Origin of the sequence: Nocardia sp. PE-7, assembly GCF_030486425.1 — a bacterium.
GTDB lineage: Bacteria > Actinomycetota > Actinomycetes > Mycobacteriales > Mycobacteriaceae > Nocardia > Nocardia salmonicida_A.
The window spans coordinates 2576151-2591165 of record NZ_CP129614.1 but is presented as its reverse complement, the minus strand read 5'-3'; the positions used below and the strand labels follow the sequence as shown (position 1 = coordinate 2591165).

Genomic DNA, 15015 nt, shown 5'->3' with positions numbered 1-15015 from the left:
TCGAGATTTTCAGGAGGAGCGATGGTTTCCTACATCGTGACAGGCGGTACCGGATTTCTGGGTCGGCGTGTGGTGCGGGGGCTGCTCGCAGCCGACCCCACCGCGATCGTGCACGTCCTGGTGCGCCCCGAGTCCCTGACCAAGTTCACCGTGCACAATGCGGAGAATCCCGACAGCGATCGCGTGTTCGCGCTGGTCGGAGACCTGACCGCCGAGGGTCTCGGTCTCGGCGACGGTGCGCCGCGTGCCGATCACGTGCTGCACCTGGGCGCTGTCTACGACATGACCGCCGACGAGGAGACCGCCCACGCGGCCAATGTCGCGGGCACTCGCTCGGTGATCGAGTTGGCTCGCAGCCTCGACGCCACCCTGCACCACGTGTCGTCGGTGGCGGTGGCGGGCGATCACCGCGGCAAGTTCTTCGAGGAGGATTTCGACCTCGGCCAGAACCTGACCTCGCCGTATCACCGCACCAAGTTCGCGGCCGAGAAGCTCGTACGCGAGGCCACCGACCTGCGCTGGCGGGTGTATCGCCCGGCGATCGTGGTCGGCGATTCACGGACCGGCGAGATGGACAAGATCGACGGCCCCTACTACTTCTTCTCCGCCATCTCGACGCTGGCCACCCTGCCGTCCGAACTGCCGCTGCCGCTGCCCGATCTGGGCGCGACCAACGTGGTACCGGTCGATTACGTCTCCGAGGCGATGGTGCGGCTGGTACGGCGCGAGGGTCTGGATGGGCGCACGTTCCACCTGGTCAACCCGCGTCCGCAGCCGTTCGGGGAGATCTACCGCGCGCTGGCCACCGCCGCGGGCGGTCCCGTCGGGATCGGCACCGTGCCGGGCAGCGCCCGTGCGTTGAACGGGCTCGGGCACGTCCCCGGCGCCAACGCGGTGCGCGACTTCCTGTTCGAGCAGGCGGGCATTCCGGCCGAGGTCGCCCCGCATGTCGGTTTCACCGCCGAGTTCGTCGCCGATTCCACCCGGGCGCAACTGCCCGGTCTCACCGTGCCCGCGTTCGATACCTACGCCGCGCGCCTCTGGAATTTCTGGCGCGCCAACCTGGACCCGCACCGCGGTCGTCCCGCCGCCGACGCGCACCCGCTCTCGGGGCGCACGGTGCTGATCACCGGGGCGTCCTCGGGGATCGGCCTGGCCACCGCCCATGCCGTCGCCCGCCGTGGCGCGATCGTGCTGATGATCGCCCGTGGCATCGAAGACCTCACGGCCGCAGCGGAATCCGTGCGGGCCGAGGGCGGCACCGCCTTCGCCTACCCCTGCGACATCACCGACGCGGAGTCGGTCGACCTGCTCGTGAAGACCGTGCTGACCGAACACCACCACGTCGATTACCTGATCAACAACGCGGGCCGCTCCATCCGCCGCTCGGTGGCCAACTCGGTGGACCGCATGCACGACTTCGAACGCACCATGGCGGTCAACTACTTCGGTGCCGTGCGCCTCATCCTGGGGTTGCTCCCGTCGATGCGCGAACGCCACTTCGGCCATATCGTCAACATCTCCTCCATCGCCGTGCAGACCAAGGTCCCCCGCTTCGCCGCCTACGCGGCGAGCAAGTCCGCACTGGACAACTTCAGCGATATCGCCGCGGTCGAGAACCAAGGCGACGGAGTCACTTTCACCTCTATCCGGATGCCACTGGTCCGTACTCCGATGATCGCTCCGACCGAGATCTACCGATCCCTGCCGCTGCCGGACCCGGACCGGGCAGCCGAAATCGTGGTTCGGGCGCTGTTGGAGCGCCCCGATCGCATCGACACCCCCGTGGGCACCTTCGCCCAGGCGGTCGAGATGTTCCTCCCGTCGCTCAAGCGCACGATCCTGCACACCGGCTTCCGCTTCTTCGGTGAATCCACCGCGGCACAGGGAAAGTCGACTCCGCAGGTGGTCACCGAGCCCGCCGAACCGACACGCAACGCTCTCACCGTGCTCGGCCCGGTCCTGGCGCCGCTCATGGTGATGCCGCACTCCGCGGCCCGTATGAGCCGGGTCCTTCCCGGCGTGCACTGGTAACACAACACTGAACGCCCGGCCGGTCACGATGCTTGTCGTGACCGGCCGGTTCTGTTCATCGCAGGGCGGTGCTCGCCCAGGCGGCGAGAGTTGTCGGCGTGGTGGTGAGCGCTGTGCGCGGGTTCTCCGGGACGAAACCGGAACTCAGTCCCGCCGACATCCCCGCGATGCCGTCGATCTGCCCCTGCCCGAGGCCGGCCGATCGCAGTGCGTCGCGGAACTCGTTGTCGGCGAGGTGGATCGGGGTGACCGCATGCCCCAGCTGGCGACCGAGAATCTCGGCGACCTCGGTGAAGGTCAGATCCCGCGGTCCGTGCACCGCCTGGACGACACGCCCCGACCACGCGTCCGACAGGAGCCGGGCGGCAGCGACCTCGCCGATGTCGCGTGGGTCCACCCAGGCCATCGCATGGTCCAACGGCCACGGTGTGGACAGTGTGCCTGCCCGGATCTCGTCGAGCTGGGGCAGCAGGTTGGTGAAGAAATAGCCGCACCGCAGGTGGGTCACAGTCGCGCCGGTCGCGTCGAGCAACTCCTCGGTTCGCGCCAACCCGTCGATCTCGCCGGCCCCACCCCGCTTCTCCGCGCCCCCGCTGCTGAGAAACACCGTCGCCTCGATTCCGTTCTCCACGACAGCGCGCGCCGCCGACGCGCCCATCCGCGCGTATCCCGCCACCGGATCACCGTCCACGAGGGCAGGCGGGTCGACCCAGAACAACCGATCAGCGCCTTCGGTAGCGCGCACCACCGCATCCGCGTCTCCCTGATCAACCCGCGCGACATCGACCGATCCCCGTATCGCGGGATCGAGCCGCCCGGGATCGCGCATCAGCACGGTCGGCCGAACCCCCGCCTGCACCAGTAACTGCACCACCCGAGCACCCACATGCCCCATCGGCGTGGTGACGACAATTCGCTTTTCACCCTGTCGAAGTCCCATAAATGCCACGCTAGAACCCAACGCGGCCAATTCCTGACCGCGATAGACCACCGATCTGTAGGACTACACTGACTTCCTACGGTGCCCCTCGGGTAGATCGGAGTCGACATGTCGAAGTTGCTGAACTCCTTGTCCGAAGACGAATACGTCCTGATTCGCAGTACAAAGAAACGGCAAATGGTCGATCTCGACGAAGAGGCGCTGATCCGGCTGCACACTCGGGTACGACGTGCGCGCAACAAATTCGTCAAGTTGTATCGCCAATCCGGCGCGGCCAAGGTCGAAGCAAAAGGCGCGCGGGGCGCCGGAAAAGCGGCGAACACCCGCAACGCGGGCAAAGCGGAAGTCTTCGAAGGCGCGCTCAGCAGGGTGAGCCGCCAGTTGGCCACGGCCTCGAAGCGCAATGCCCGCAAGTTGAAGGACGAAAGACTCGCTCGCGCCCGCAAGGATGCGCCATCGTTCAGCGACATCGACACCAGCGACGGGAAGGTGCGCTCCGCGGGGAAAACGCGCACCGATGCCACCCGCGAGTCCTCCGGCCGAAAGAAGTACGAGGCCTCGAGCATCGCCGCGGGGGCACGGCGCCAAGCCAAGAAGGACGGGCGCTAGCTACCTAGGCCATCAGTTCACTCCGTACTTCGCCAGGACCTTCGCCCGCTTGCCGGGCTGGATGTTCACCCGGGTGATGTCGCCGCTGTAGTGGGCGAGGACGCGATGGTCCATCACCTTGCGCCACAACGGAGTCACGTACGCCAGGCCGATCAGGCTCGCGTAGCCGCTCGGCAGCTCGGGCGCGCCGTCCATGCTGCGCAGGATCTGGTAGCGGCGAGTGGGATTGGCGTGGTGGTCGCTGTGCCGCTGCAGGTGGTAGAGAAAGATATTGGTGACGATGTGGTCGGAGTTCCAGCTGTGCTCGGGGGTGCAGCGCTCGTAGCGGCCCGAGGCGGTCTTCTGTCGCAGCAGACCGTAGTGCTCGAGGTAGTTCACCGTCTCCAGCAGGGAGAATCCGTAGATCGCCTGGATCAGTAGGAACGGCAGAATCGACGGACCGAACACCGCGACCAACGCCACCCACAGCACGACCGACATGAGCCAGGCGTTGAGCACGTCGTTGCGCAGTGAGAACGGGCTCTTGTCCAGCCGCCGCAGACGTGCGCTTTCCAGCTCCCACGCGGACGTGAGGCTGCCCCACACGCTGCGAGGCAGGAAGGTCCAGAACGACTCGCCGAACCGGGCGCTGGCCGGATCCTCCGGCGTCGCGACACGCACGTGATGGCCGCGATTGTGCTCGATGTAGAAGTGTCCGTAGAGGGTCTGGGCCAGGGTGATCTTCGACAGCCACCGCTCGAGTTCGTCTTTCTTGTGGCCGAGTTCGTGCGCGGTGTTGATGCCGATGCCGCCCATCGCGCCGATGGTGAAAGCCAGTCCGATCTTGGAGACCAGACCGAGTCCGCCGTCGATGCCGAGCCAGGACAGGTTGTCCGCGGTCCACAGGTAGCAGGCGAACACGAGGCTGAACAGTTGCAGCGGAATGTAGGCGTAGGTGCAGTAGCGGTAGTACTTGTCGTTCTCCAGCTGCTCCATCACCTCCTCGGGCGGGTTCTCACCGTCGGCCCCGAAGAACCGGTCCAGGATCGGTAGCAGCACGTACAACAGGATCGGCCCGAGCCACCACCACACGGGCGCGGCGACCTGCCAGCCGAGCCGGTTGAAGACCCAGACGAAACCACTTGCCAGCAGTGTCGCGCTGGGCGCGATGAGGCCGAACAGCCACAGGTAGCGCTTGGGATCTCGCCAGTGCGGCGGTGCGGCGGACGCTTCGTGGTCGCCGATTCGAGACGTCGTCATTGTCGTTCTCCTGATCACCGAGACTTCGGACACCTACTCGCCCGAAGTCGCCTTCGTTTACACATTAGCCCAAACTGTTCTCATTGGATACACAGATCAGAATGCTGTCAATGATCGAGCACATCGGCTAACACATGTACGATGATCACGTGGCCGAACCACCGAACTTTCAGGCAGAAATGCGCCAGCTGCTGCGCGACCGGATGATCGACGCCGCGCGCACGATGGTCGTCACCGAGGGTTGGGGTGCGGTCAACATGTCGCGGGTGGCCAAGGAGGTCGGCATCAGCAGGCCGGTCCTCTACAAGGAGATCGGCACCAAGCAGGCACTCGCGGAGGCGCTCATCGAGCGCGAGACCGGCATCTACCTGGCCGGGATCGCCGAGACGCTGGCCGAACACCCGGCCGATCCGCTCGCCGGCATGACAGCGGCCGCCGAGTACACGCTGCGTACGGCAGGCGACAACACCCTGATCAAGGCTGTGCTGTCGGCTCGCCAAAACGGCGACACCGCTCTGCTGCCCGCCCTGGTGAGCGACCCCGAACCGGTCCTCGGCCGGGCGGTGGCCGCACTCACCGCCACGGTGCGCGAGCAGTACGAATTCGCCGCCATGACCGACGACGAGCTGATCTCGATCGTGGAGATCATGGTCCGGCTCACGCTGAGTCACCTGTTCCAGCCGACAGGAAGCGCCGATCGCGCGGTGGCGCAGATCGGCGCTGTCCTGTCCGGGGTCATGCCCGCCGCCTGAGGCGGCTCACAACCGCGCGTTCACCTGTCCGTTCGCGGCCGCGAACGCCCACTCGTATCTGCCGTGCGCGGCCGGGAAGATCCCGCCCGCGCACACCGGATCGCCTGCGGCGCAATAGTTCGCGGTGCGGTCGGCGTACAACGGCGCTACCGGCACGCCGACGAGTCGCAGCGGGTCGCCGAACAGCAGAACCGCGACGACGCGCGAGGACAGTTCGGGGGGCAGGACCCACGCACCGGGCAGCCACACGGAGCCGAGGGCGCCGTGGGCGACCACCGCGCCCTGGGAGTAGCCGACGAGGACGAAGCGCTGCTCGGGGCAGGCAGCGGCCTGGTCGATCACATGGCCGACCATCGCCCGAGTGCCATCGATCATCGAGGTCGGGACCAGCAGATCGGCTGGGTACTCGACGCGGTGGGCGGTCGTGTCCACCGGTAGTTGCGCGCTCAGTACCGCGTAGAGCGGGTCACCGATAACGGCTCCCAGATAGCCGGGTTCCGCTGTGCCGCGGGCGACGACGACATCGAGCGTGGCGCAGCTCTGCGCCCATGCCGTCAGTCCCGGGGACATCGCTGTCCCGATTCCCGCAGCCAGTAGCAACACCGACAGCGCTCGCGCTGTCTGCCTCGCGACGATACGAATTGCCTTCCGATTGGTCATCGTGCCCACCCACTCACGCCGTTGTGAGAAATAGAGAAAGAGCGATTCGCCTCCTGCCCAACAGCATTCGGCGTGCTCAGTGGTGGAATACCCGCTGACCTGCATCTTCATGGCGCGAAATCAGCATCGGCTGCGCCACGGTTGTATCTCGGATCGCCTGCGCCACAACACCGCTGCCGATTCTCAGTGCTTCTTGGGCTTCTTCTTGTACTTCGGCTTGTCGTGGTCGGGTTCCCACTCGTAGCCCGCGACACCACGTTCGCAATAGGAGTCCGCGACGAGAACGTCGCCCTGATCGCGCTCACACCAGCGCGTCTTCGAGCAGGAGGTGGCGCCGAGGCCGGCCACAACGGCGAGGGCGAGGACGGCAGCGCCGGTACGGGTTCGGACGTTCATGGACTTGTCGAGCCTTTCATCGAATGGAATGTCGCTGGTCAGGGTGTTTTCCAGGACTTTTCCCCGCCCGCCGACGAACCAATGCTACGTTCCAGACATGCCGAGCACAGCGCCTGAGCCCACCGAAGATTTCACCCCCGACGCGATCGTCGTCGGCGCCGGACTGGCGGGCTTGGTCGCCACCCACGAATTGGTGCTCGCCGGACGCAAGGTGTTGGTCCTCGATCAGGAGAATCGCGCCAATCTCGGCGGGCAGGCGTTCTGGTCGCTGGGTGGGTTGTTCGTCGTCGACAGCCCCGAACAGCGCAGGATGGGCATCAAGGACTCCTACGAACTGGCACTGCAGGATTGGCTGGGTTCGGCCGGTTTCGACCGCGAGGACGAGGACCGGATGGGCCGCGAGTGGGCGAAGGCCTACGTGCGCTTCGCCACCGACGAGAAGCGAGATTACCTGCACGCCTTGGGTTTGCGCTTCACCCCGCTGGTCGGCTGGGCCGAGCGCGGCGGCGGTCTCGCCGGCGGACACGGCAACTCGGTGCCACGGTTCCATCTCACCTGGGGCACCGGACCCGAGGTGCTTCGCGTCTTCCGCGATCCGGTCCTGGCCGGTGAGGCGAAAGGGTTGGTGCGCTTCGCATTCCGCCACCGCGTCGACGAGCTGATCGTCGAAGACGGCGCCGTGACCGGAGTCGGCGGCAGTGTTCTCGCGCCCTCCGACACCGAGCGCGGCCAGGCTTCGAACCGGGATGTGGTGGGCGAGTTCAGCTTCTCGGCACCGGCGGTTCTGGTGAGTTCGGGCGGCATCGGTCATGCTCACGACCTCATCCGCCGCAACTGGCCCACCGAACGTCTCGGTCCGTGCCCGGAGACCATGATCTCCGGTGTTCCCGCCTACGTGGACGGCCGGATGCTCGCCATCTCCGAGCAGGCGGGCGCGGCGCTGGTCAACCGCGACCGGATGTGGCACTACACCGAAGGCATCAACAACTGGGATCCGATCTGGCCCGACCACGCCATCCGCATCATTCCCGGCCCGTCGTCGCTGTGGTTCGACGCGAACGGAAACCGGATGCCCGCACCGTGTTTCCCCGGTTTCGACACCAACGAGACCATGCGCCACATCCTGTCGACCGGCTACGACTACTCATGGTTCGTCCTGAACCAGTCGATCATCGAGAAAGAGTTCGCGCTGTCGGGTTCGGAACAGAATCCCGACATCACCGGCAAGGACTTGAAGTTCACCGTGCGCAGCAGGCTCGCCAAGGGCGCGCCCGGCCCGGTGGAAGCGTTCAAGCAGCACGGTGTCGACTTCGTGGTCGCCGATTCGCTGGCCGAGCTCGTCGACGGCATGAACGAGATCGCGCGCGGGCCGAAGCTCGACGTCGCCACCCTCGAACGCCAGATCGTGGGCCGGGACCGTGAAGTCGCGAACGCGTTCTCCAAGGACGCGCAGGTGATCGCGATCAACAACGCCCGCAAGTTCCTCGGCGACAAGGTCCGCGTCGTCAAACCGCACCGCATTCTCGACCCTGCCCACGGCCCGCTCATCGCAGTACGCCTCAATGTGCTCACCCGCAAGACGCTGGGCGGACTGCAGACCGATCTGGATTCGCAGGTACTTCGCCCGGACGGCTCGGTGTTCCCCGGCCTGTATTCCGCCGGTGAGGTCGCCGGATTCGGCGGTGGCGGCGTGCATGGTTACAACGCGTTGGAGGGCACGTTCCTCGGCGGGTGCATCTTCTCCGGTCGCGCGGCGGGTCGGGCGATCGCGCGGCGCAGGTCCTAGTGCGGGTGCCGGGGGGCCAGGGTGCGCGAGGCTTCCTTGGCCACCTCGGCGAGCGCGCGGGCCAGCCGTGCGGTGTCGAGTGCCGTGCGCTCGCCCTTGACCGTCCCCGACAGCGAGATCGCCGCCACCGCGACGCTGCGGCCGCGAATCGGCACCGCGACGCAGCCGACGCCCGGCAGTGATTCCTCGGTGTCGACGGCCACGCCCTGGCGGTTGCGGATGCGGGCGAGTTCGCGGTGCAGTTCGGCCCGGTCGACGATCGTGCGCGCGGTCCGCGCCACGGCGTTGCCACGCAGTGAGGCTTCCGCGATGCCGGGCTCCAGCGTGGCCAGCAGCGCCTTGCCGACCGCGGTGGAGTGCGCGGGCAGTCTGCCCCCGACGCGGGTGGGGATGACCACCCCGCCCCGGCCACCCGAACGATCGAGGAACAACACCTCGCGCCCGTCCAGCACCGCGAGGTGACCGACCAGCCCGGTGCGCTGACTGAGTTCGTAGAGCAGCGGCCCCACCACTTCGCGCAGTTCGTTCTGCTCGGCCGCGAGCCCGCCGAGTTCGAGCACCCGCAGACCCAGTCGGTAGCCGCCGGGGGTGTGCGCGAGCCAGCGCAGCCGGATCATCTGGTCGAGGATGCGATGCACGGTCGAGCGCGGCAGCCCGGTGCGTTCTGCGAGCCCGAGCAGCGTCAGGGTGGGGGTGGCGGAGTCGAACGCGTCCAGGATGAGCGTCATCCGCTCGATCATCGACGTCGGCGGTGTTCCGGTCGCCCGGCCCGGCCCGGACCACAGGCTTTCCGGCGCCGGCTCGGTCACGATCTCGACCGTCATTTGATCCAACCTCCACAGTGCGTAGCGATAACAGACTAGAGCCGTCAGCTCCGCTCACGCACTATTTCGCCGCGAACTCGGGCCGATGCCGGACTGATCGGCGTCACGTGGAGCGGGCGAGGCACTACTGCGGACCCTCCACCTGTGCCGATGCGGCGTCCTCGGGAAGTCCCACCACGACGCCACGGGCGATCTCGAGACGCGCGGCCCGGTCGACGAGGAGTTCGCCGGGGCCCGACGGTGGGGTGTTGCGGCGCCAGATGGCGCGGAATTTGCGGGTCAGGCGAGCCGAGTCGGCCGAAGAGACCTCCACCAGGGTGCCGGTGGCGAGGTCCGGTGCGGCGATCAAGCGGCTCAGGACCGCCGGAGCCATGCCCGTTCGGGCCGCGGCCACGATCGCACCGGTCGAGCCGAGTTCGGCGGCGGGACCGGCTGGGGGTGCCGCCGTGGCCAGCAGGTCCCATACGGTGTCACGGGTGCCCGAACCGGGTTCGCGCCACAGCAGGGCGGTGCCTGCCAGTTCGGTCAGCGTGACGGGGGTCTTGCGTTGCGCCCAGGGATGATTCGGGGCCACGACGACGACCAGGTCGTCGGCGCCGAGCACTCGGCTGCCGAGTCCGGCCGGTGGATGCGGACCTTCCACGAATCCCAGATCGGCGGTGCCGTCGCGCACGAGGCCCGCGACCTGTGTCGAGTTCTCGACTTCGAGCGAGATCACGACTTCGGGGTGATCGGCGCGCAGGGCGGCGAGCCAGTGGGGAATGCGGTGGTCGGCGATGGTCTTGGAGGCGGCGATGCGCAGGCGTGGGGCTTGTGCGGCGCGCAGCCGGGCGACATCGCCTACCAGGTCTTCGACGGCGGCCAGGACGATGCGCGCGTGGGCGACGACGGCGCGACCCGCGTCGGTGAGTTCGGAACCCGTCGGCGCACGGTCGAGCAGCTTCACGTGCATGCGCCGTTCCAGCGCGCTGATCCGCATGCTCGCGGCGGGCTGGCTGATCCCGTGCCTGCGCGCGGCCGCACCCAGGCTGCCCAGCTCGGCCACCGACACGAGGAGATCGAGGACCTCCAGGTCGGGGGTTCCGGGTGGCAGCGTCATGGCCCGATTATGGGTGACCGGCGGCGCGCCACCACATCAGGCACCGTCGCCGCCGTGTTCCGGGCCGAATCGGCGGCCCAGCTTCTTGGCCACCCCGTAGAGGGCGAACACCGGTTTGAGCGGCATCCATTCGCCGAACCGGTACTCCTGTCCGGGGACGAGGCGGACGGCCAGTTCCGGGCTCTGTTCCGCGAGGTAAGCGCGGGCGGTCTCGGCGTGGGTGGGCAGTGAGACGATCTTGATCCGGTCGACATCCTTCAGGTACGGGATCGCGAAAGCGATGTTCTCCCAGGTGGATCGGCTCGATTCCTCCAGGACGAGCTCGCCGTCGTAGCCACACGTTTCCACGGCGTAGCGCCCCATCAGCGCCGCCTCGGTCTGTGGACCCGCGCAGGCGCCCCCGCACAGCACGAGGCGAGTCCCGGTCGCGCTCGGATCGATCGATCGCAGTCCGGCGCGCACTCGCCAGCGGTTCATGCTGTTGGCGCGCGGGCCGGCGTTGCGGTACCCGAGGACCACGACGGCCTCCGACCCGGAGCGCGGGGGGCCGACGCCCCGACGGGACGCGCGACGATTCGCCCATTCACCCCACAGCATCAATCCGACACCGGTGGCGACAGTCAGCCGGGTTCGTTTCCGCACGTCTCCAGGAAACCACACACCCTCTCGGCAAGGCCATAAGCACAAATTATGACCACCTGCGAATTCGGGCTCTACCTCGGAGTCCTCGGTGGCACGAGGGTGAAGGAGTGAACCGCGCACCCGCTCTCGCCCCCGGCCTGATCCTCGCCGCACTCCTGGCTACCGTGGCCACGCCGTTCGGCAAGGCGCTGCCGATGATCGGCACCCCAGTGCTCGCGCTCGGCGCGGGCGCCATCGCCGGGATGGTGCTGCGTCGCAAGGACGTGACGGGCGAGACGTTCGGCCCCGGGCTCGATGTCGCCCGCCAGCGCTTGCTCGGGCTGGCGATCGTGCTGCTGGGGCTCGGCCTCCCGCTGGGGTCGGTCATGAGTGTGGGGCGCGAGACGGCGGTGGTGCTGCTCGGGACGCTGTTCGTCGGCGGGGTGGCGGCGTTCTTCGTCGGACGGATGCTGGCGGTGGACAAGGAGTCCGCGACCCTCATCGCCGTGGGCACCACGATCTGCGGTGCGTCCGCGATCGCCGCGGCCACCGCGGTCCTGCGGCCCGACAAGCAACGGGTCGCCTACGCCCTGTGCACCATCTTCGTCTTCAATGTCACAGCGGTGCTGGTGTATCCGCCGATGGGTCGCGCTCTCGGCCTGTCGCAGGAGGCCTTCGGACTGTGGGCGGGCACCGCGATCAACGACACGTCGTCCGTCTTGGCCGCGGGTGTCATCTTCGGCGCCGGCGCGGCCCAGTTCGCGGTCATCGTGAAAATGGTGCGCAGCCTCGCCATCATCCCGCTCTGTGTCGGCCTGCACGTCGGCCGCCGCCACATCGCCGAGGTGACCGATCTACCCCAGCCCTCGCTGCGTCAGGCGGTCCCGCTCTTCGTGATCCTGTTCCTGGCCGCCTCCGTCATCGCGGGCCTCGGCATCGTCCCGGCCGAACTGACCGCACCACTGGCCGACCTCAGCGGCTGGCTCATCGCCGCCGTCCTCGCCGCCATCGGCACCTCCCTGAGCCTGGCCCGCCTGCGCACCGCGGGTCCGCGCCCCCTGATCCTCGGCGGCACCCTCGGCCTCATCCTCGGCACAACCAGCCTCGGCTTGATGTACCTGACCGGGTGGTGCTGACGGTGGTGATGTCGCCATCGTCGGCTCAACCGGGTATCGCCTCGGCGACGAATCCGATGAGGATCTCGGTGAGCGACAGGGCCCCGGTTCCGAACGCCGCAGCAAGGGCGTAGCCGATGAGTACGTCCTCCGAGGTGGGCACGGGTGGCTCGATCGTCCGATGGAGAACCTTCGTCGGCAACGTCCAGAACACGTCGACGGTCCCATCTGCCTTCAGCGTCAGCTCACCGAAGTCGTTCTCGACCTCGGACGGCTTTCCGTTCACGAACGTGGCCGTCTCGAGGTCCTTGGGGCGCAGGCTGAGGTGACGGCCGTCGATCATCACGGTGACGCGGTAGCTGCGCTTCAGAAGCTTTCCCCGTCCGATGTCCAGCGAAAGAACACGACCATTCGAGGTCGCGGCGACCGCTGACGCATCCCGGCTACCGAGGTGACATCGTTCGCGTGTCCGAGGCCCTCTGCGCTCGATGACGACCGAGACCTCCGTGTTCGATGCCAGGAATGTCCGAACCCTCCCCTCGGAGCGTTCGATCACCAAGATTCCCCACACCTCGGTATCGACCTCGACACGATCGACTTCGGCAATTTCCACGTCGCACCCCATCCCCCGCCACACGCGGTATATCTACAACCCCGCGACTTTACGTGCGGGTGAATCCAATTGCAGCTCAACCGCTTCGCGCAGCGATGCGAACCCACCGGCGCGTTCACCGTGCGCAGACATCGCCGTCTGAGCCCGCGGCTACCCCGACACGCGGTCGTGCGGAGCTAGGATTGCTGGACATCACATGTCGGCGCGGACAGGAGGATGTCATGAACAATGTTTGCCGGATCATCGCCACGGCGGGTGCCGCCGCGGCGTTGACCCTGGTCACCGCCGGTGTCGCAGCGGCCGAAGAAGCCGAGCCGCCCTCGTCGCCGTTGGTCGGATACATCGAGTCGTGGCCGCCCGCACCCGAGGGGTGCAATGCGATCTGGGACCCGATCGAGGATGCCGTCGAGGACTCGATTCCGCCCCAGTACGAGGCGGAGTTCGACGCGTTCGACGACTGGTGCGAGGGCGACGCGGACTGACTGGCCCGGCGACGCGGGGCAGCCGACGGTGCGACTGCCCCGATAGTCCTATCCCGTCGCGTTGACGGCGTTCAGCACCGCTTCCAGCGAGGCCGCCACGACCGAGGTGTCACGGCCGAATGCCCACCCGGTGCGGCCCCCCGCACGGTATTCGACGTAGCTCACGGCAGTGCTGTCGGCGCCTTCGTCCACCGAATGCTGGATCAGGCCGAGGATCTCGATGGGGTGGCCCGCCTCGGCGAGGGCGGCGGTCAGTGCCTCGACCGGGCCCACGCTGCGGTGTACCGAGCGCTGTTGGTCGCCGTGCGCGTCGAGGACGATCTCGGTGGTGCCGTCGGCGATCTCCCAGCGCACCAGCGCGATTCGATGTTCGGGGGCGGTGTAGGCCTGCTCGAACAGCGTGAACAGTTCCTTGGCGGTGATCTCCGCACCGGTCTCGTCGGCGTGTTCTTGGACCCGCTTCGCCAGGTCGATCTGCAGACGGCGCGGCAGGTCCAGCCGGTATTCGGTGTGCAGCAGGTAGGCGATGCCGCCCTTGCCGGACTGTGAGTTGACCCGGATCACGGCATCGTAGGAGCGGCCGAGGTCGGCGGGGTCGATCGGCAGATACGGCACCTGCCATTGGGATTCGCGTTCGCCGATGCCCTCGGCCGCTGCCCGCCGGCGATGCTCGGCCATGCCCTTGCCGATCGCGTCCTGGTGGGTGCCGGAGAACGCGGTGTGGACGAGATCGCCTACGTACGGATGTCGGTCGTGGACGGGCAGGCGGGTGCAGTGCTCGACGGTGCGGCGGATCTCGTCGATATCGGAGAAGTCGATCATCGGGTCCACGCCCTGGGCGTGCAGGTTCAGGGCCAGGGTGGCGATGTCGACGTTGCCGGTACGTTCACCGTTGCCGAAGACGCAGCCCTCCACGCGTTGCGCGCCGGCCAGCACGGCCAGTTCGGCGCAGGCGATGCCGGTCCCCCGGTCGTTGTGCGGGTGCACCGACAGGATCACGCCGTCGCGGCGAGCCAGGTTGCGGTGCATGTATTCGATCTGGTCGGCATAGATGTTCGGGGTCGCGACCTCCACTGTCGCAGGCAGATTCAGCGTCACCGGCCGCTGCGGGGTCGCCTGCCACAGCTCGGTGACGGCGTCGCAGATCTCGAGGGCGAAATCCGGTTCGGTCAGGTTGAACACTTCCGGCGAGAACTGGAACCGCACGTTCGCCAGCTCGCCCGCCAGTTCCAGGACGTCGCGAGCACCGGCGAGGATCAACTCGCGCAGTTGCGCGCGATCCTTGCCGAGGACCACCGCACGCCAGACCGGCGCGGTAGCGGTGTACAGGTGGATCACCACCTCGTTGGTGATACCGCGCACCGACTCGACCGTCCGTTCGATCAGGTCACGACGCGCCGGGGTGAACACGACGATGGCCACGTCCGGCGGGGCGATCGGGGTGTCGACCAGCAGTCGCACGAAATCGAAGTCGGTCTGCGAGGCGGACGGGTAGCCGACCTCGATCTCCTTGTAACCCATGGCGATCAGCAGCTCGAAGAACCGGCGCTTGCGAGCCGGGTCCATCGGTTCGGCCAGCGCCTGGTTGCCGTCACGCAGGTCGACGGGAACCCACAGGGGCGCGGTGGTCATTCTCGCGTCGGGCCAGTGACGTTGCCCGACAGGGACATCCACGCGTCGATGGATGTCGCGGTATCGGTACGACGGCATCGCCGAGTGGCGCTGCCGGTTCCACGCGGGCGCGCCGTCGGCGACAGCGCCCGAGGGGGTGGTCAGAGTGGGGAATTCGGTCATGACTTGCTCTGCTTCCTGGCCACGACGGGCCACGAGACGACGGCGACCGGC

Annotated in this window: 15 protein-coding genes; 6 read left to right on the top strand and 9 right to left on the bottom strand. The window is 67.5% G+C overall.

Annotated features, from left to right (window positions below):
* Positions 1-21 precede the first annotated feature (21 nt).
* Complete coding sequence (locus QX204_RS12190; RefSeq protein ID WP_301906818.1) at positions 22-2034, top strand: SDR family oxidoreductase; 2013 nt, start codon at positions 22-24, stop codon at positions 2032-2034.
* Between the two features lie 55 nt (positions 2035-2089).
* Here the strand turns inward: QX204_RS12190 and QX204_RS12185 are convergent, their stop codons facing one another.
* Positions 2090-2974 (bottom strand): NmrA family NAD(P)-binding protein, encoded by an 885-nt coding sequence (locus QX204_RS12185; RefSeq protein ID WP_301906816.1) that lies wholly within the window; start codon positions 2972-2974, stop codon positions 2090-2092.
* Positions 2975-3082: 108 nt separating this feature from the next.
* Between QX204_RS12185 and QX204_RS12180 the strand changes: the two genes are divergently transcribed.
* Complete coding sequence (locus tag QX204_RS12180; protein ID WP_301906815.1) at positions 3083-3583, top strand: hypothetical protein; 501 nt, start codon at positions 3083-3085, stop codon at positions 3581-3583.
* Positions 3584-3595: 12 nt separating this feature from the next.
* On the opposite strand, the gene QX204_RS12175 is transcribed toward QX204_RS12180, so the two are convergent.
* Entirely contained in the window at positions 3596-4822 is a 1227-nt protein-coding gene (locus tag QX204_RS12175; RefSeq protein WP_301906814.1) for an alkane 1-monooxygenase, read from the bottom strand.
* A gap of 149 nt (positions 4823-4971) precedes the next feature.
* On the opposite strand from QX204_RS12175, the gene QX204_RS12170 reads away from it, so the two are divergent.
* On the top strand, positions 4972-5574 hold the full coding sequence (locus tag QX204_RS12170; protein WP_301906813.1) for a TetR/AcrR family transcriptional regulator: 603 nt from the start codon (positions 4972-4974) through the stop codon (positions 5572-5574).
* 6 nt (positions 5575-5580) lie between these two features.
* Here QX204_RS12170 and QX204_RS12165 read toward each other — a convergent pair whose 3' ends face one another.
* Both QX204_RS12165 and QX204_RS12160 read right to left on the bottom strand, forming a co-directional pair.
* Positions 5581-6234, bottom strand: a complete 654-nt coding sequence (locus tag QX204_RS12165) for a cutinase family protein (protein WP_301906812.1) — start codon at positions 6232-6234, stop codon at positions 5581-5583.
* 183 nt (positions 6235-6417) lie between these two features.
* Positions 6418-6630, bottom strand: a complete 213-nt coding sequence (locus QX204_RS12160; protein WP_301906811.1) for a hypothetical protein — start codon at positions 6628-6630, stop codon at positions 6418-6420.
* A gap of 97 nt (positions 6631-6727) precedes the next feature.
* Between QX204_RS12160 and QX204_RS12155 the strand changes: the two genes are divergently transcribed.
* Positions 6728-8416, top strand: coding sequence for an FAD-binding dehydrogenase (locus QX204_RS12155; protein ID WP_301906810.1), 1689 nt, complete (start codon positions 6728-6730; stop codon positions 8414-8416).
* Here the strand turns inward: QX204_RS12155 and QX204_RS12150 are convergent.
* The 3 genes from QX204_RS12150 to QX204_RS12140 all read right to left on the bottom strand — a co-directional run bounded on the left by QX204_RS12150 (position 8413) and on the right by QX204_RS12140 (position 10981).
* Entirely contained in the window at positions 8413-9240 is an 828-nt protein-coding gene (locus QX204_RS12150; RefSeq protein WP_301906809.1) for an IclR family transcriptional regulator, read from the bottom strand. The genes QX204_RS12155 and QX204_RS12150 overlap by 4 nt on opposite strands.
* Before the next feature lie 124 nt (positions 9241-9364).
* Positions 9365-10339, bottom strand: coding sequence for a LysR substrate-binding domain-containing protein (locus QX204_RS12145; protein WP_301906808.1), 975 nt, complete (start codon positions 10337-10339; stop codon positions 9365-9367).
* A gap of 36 nt (positions 10340-10375) precedes the next feature.
* Positions 10376-10981 carry a YdcF family protein gene (locus QX204_RS12140; protein WP_301906807.1) on the bottom strand — a complete coding sequence of 202 codons (606 nt, stop codon included), beginning with the start codon at positions 10979-10981 and terminating at the stop codon, positions 10376-10378.
* A gap of 107 nt (positions 10982-11088) precedes the next feature.
* Between QX204_RS12140 and QX204_RS12135 the strand changes: the two genes are divergently transcribed.
* Positions 11089-12096 (top strand): YeiH family protein, encoded by a 1008-nt coding sequence (locus QX204_RS12135; RefSeq protein WP_301906806.1) that lies wholly within the window; start codon positions 11089-11091, stop codon positions 12094-12096.
* Between the two features lie 25 nt (positions 12097-12121).
* Here the strand turns inward: QX204_RS12135 and QX204_RS12130 are convergent, their stop codons facing one another.
* Complete coding sequence (locus QX204_RS12130) at positions 12122-12634, bottom strand: hypothetical protein (RefSeq protein WP_301906804.1); 513 nt, start codon at positions 12632-12634, stop codon at positions 12122-12124.
* A 275-nt stretch (positions 12635-12909) separates the two neighbouring features.
* Here QX204_RS12130 and QX204_RS12125 point away from each other — a divergent pair, with 275 nt between their 5' ends.
* On the top strand, positions 12910-13170 hold the full coding sequence (locus QX204_RS12125; protein ID WP_301906803.1) for a hypothetical protein: 261 nt from the start codon (positions 12910-12912) through the stop codon (positions 13168-13170).
* A gap of 48 nt (positions 13171-13218) precedes the next feature.
* On the opposite strand, the gene QX204_RS12120 is transcribed toward QX204_RS12125, so the two are convergent.
* Positions 13219-14964 carry a 2-isopropylmalate synthase gene (locus QX204_RS12120; RefSeq protein ID WP_301906802.1) on the bottom strand — a complete coding sequence of 582 codons (1746 nt, stop codon included), beginning with the start codon at positions 14962-14964 and terminating at the stop codon, positions 13219-13221.
* Positions 14965-15015 lie beyond the last annotated feature (51 nt).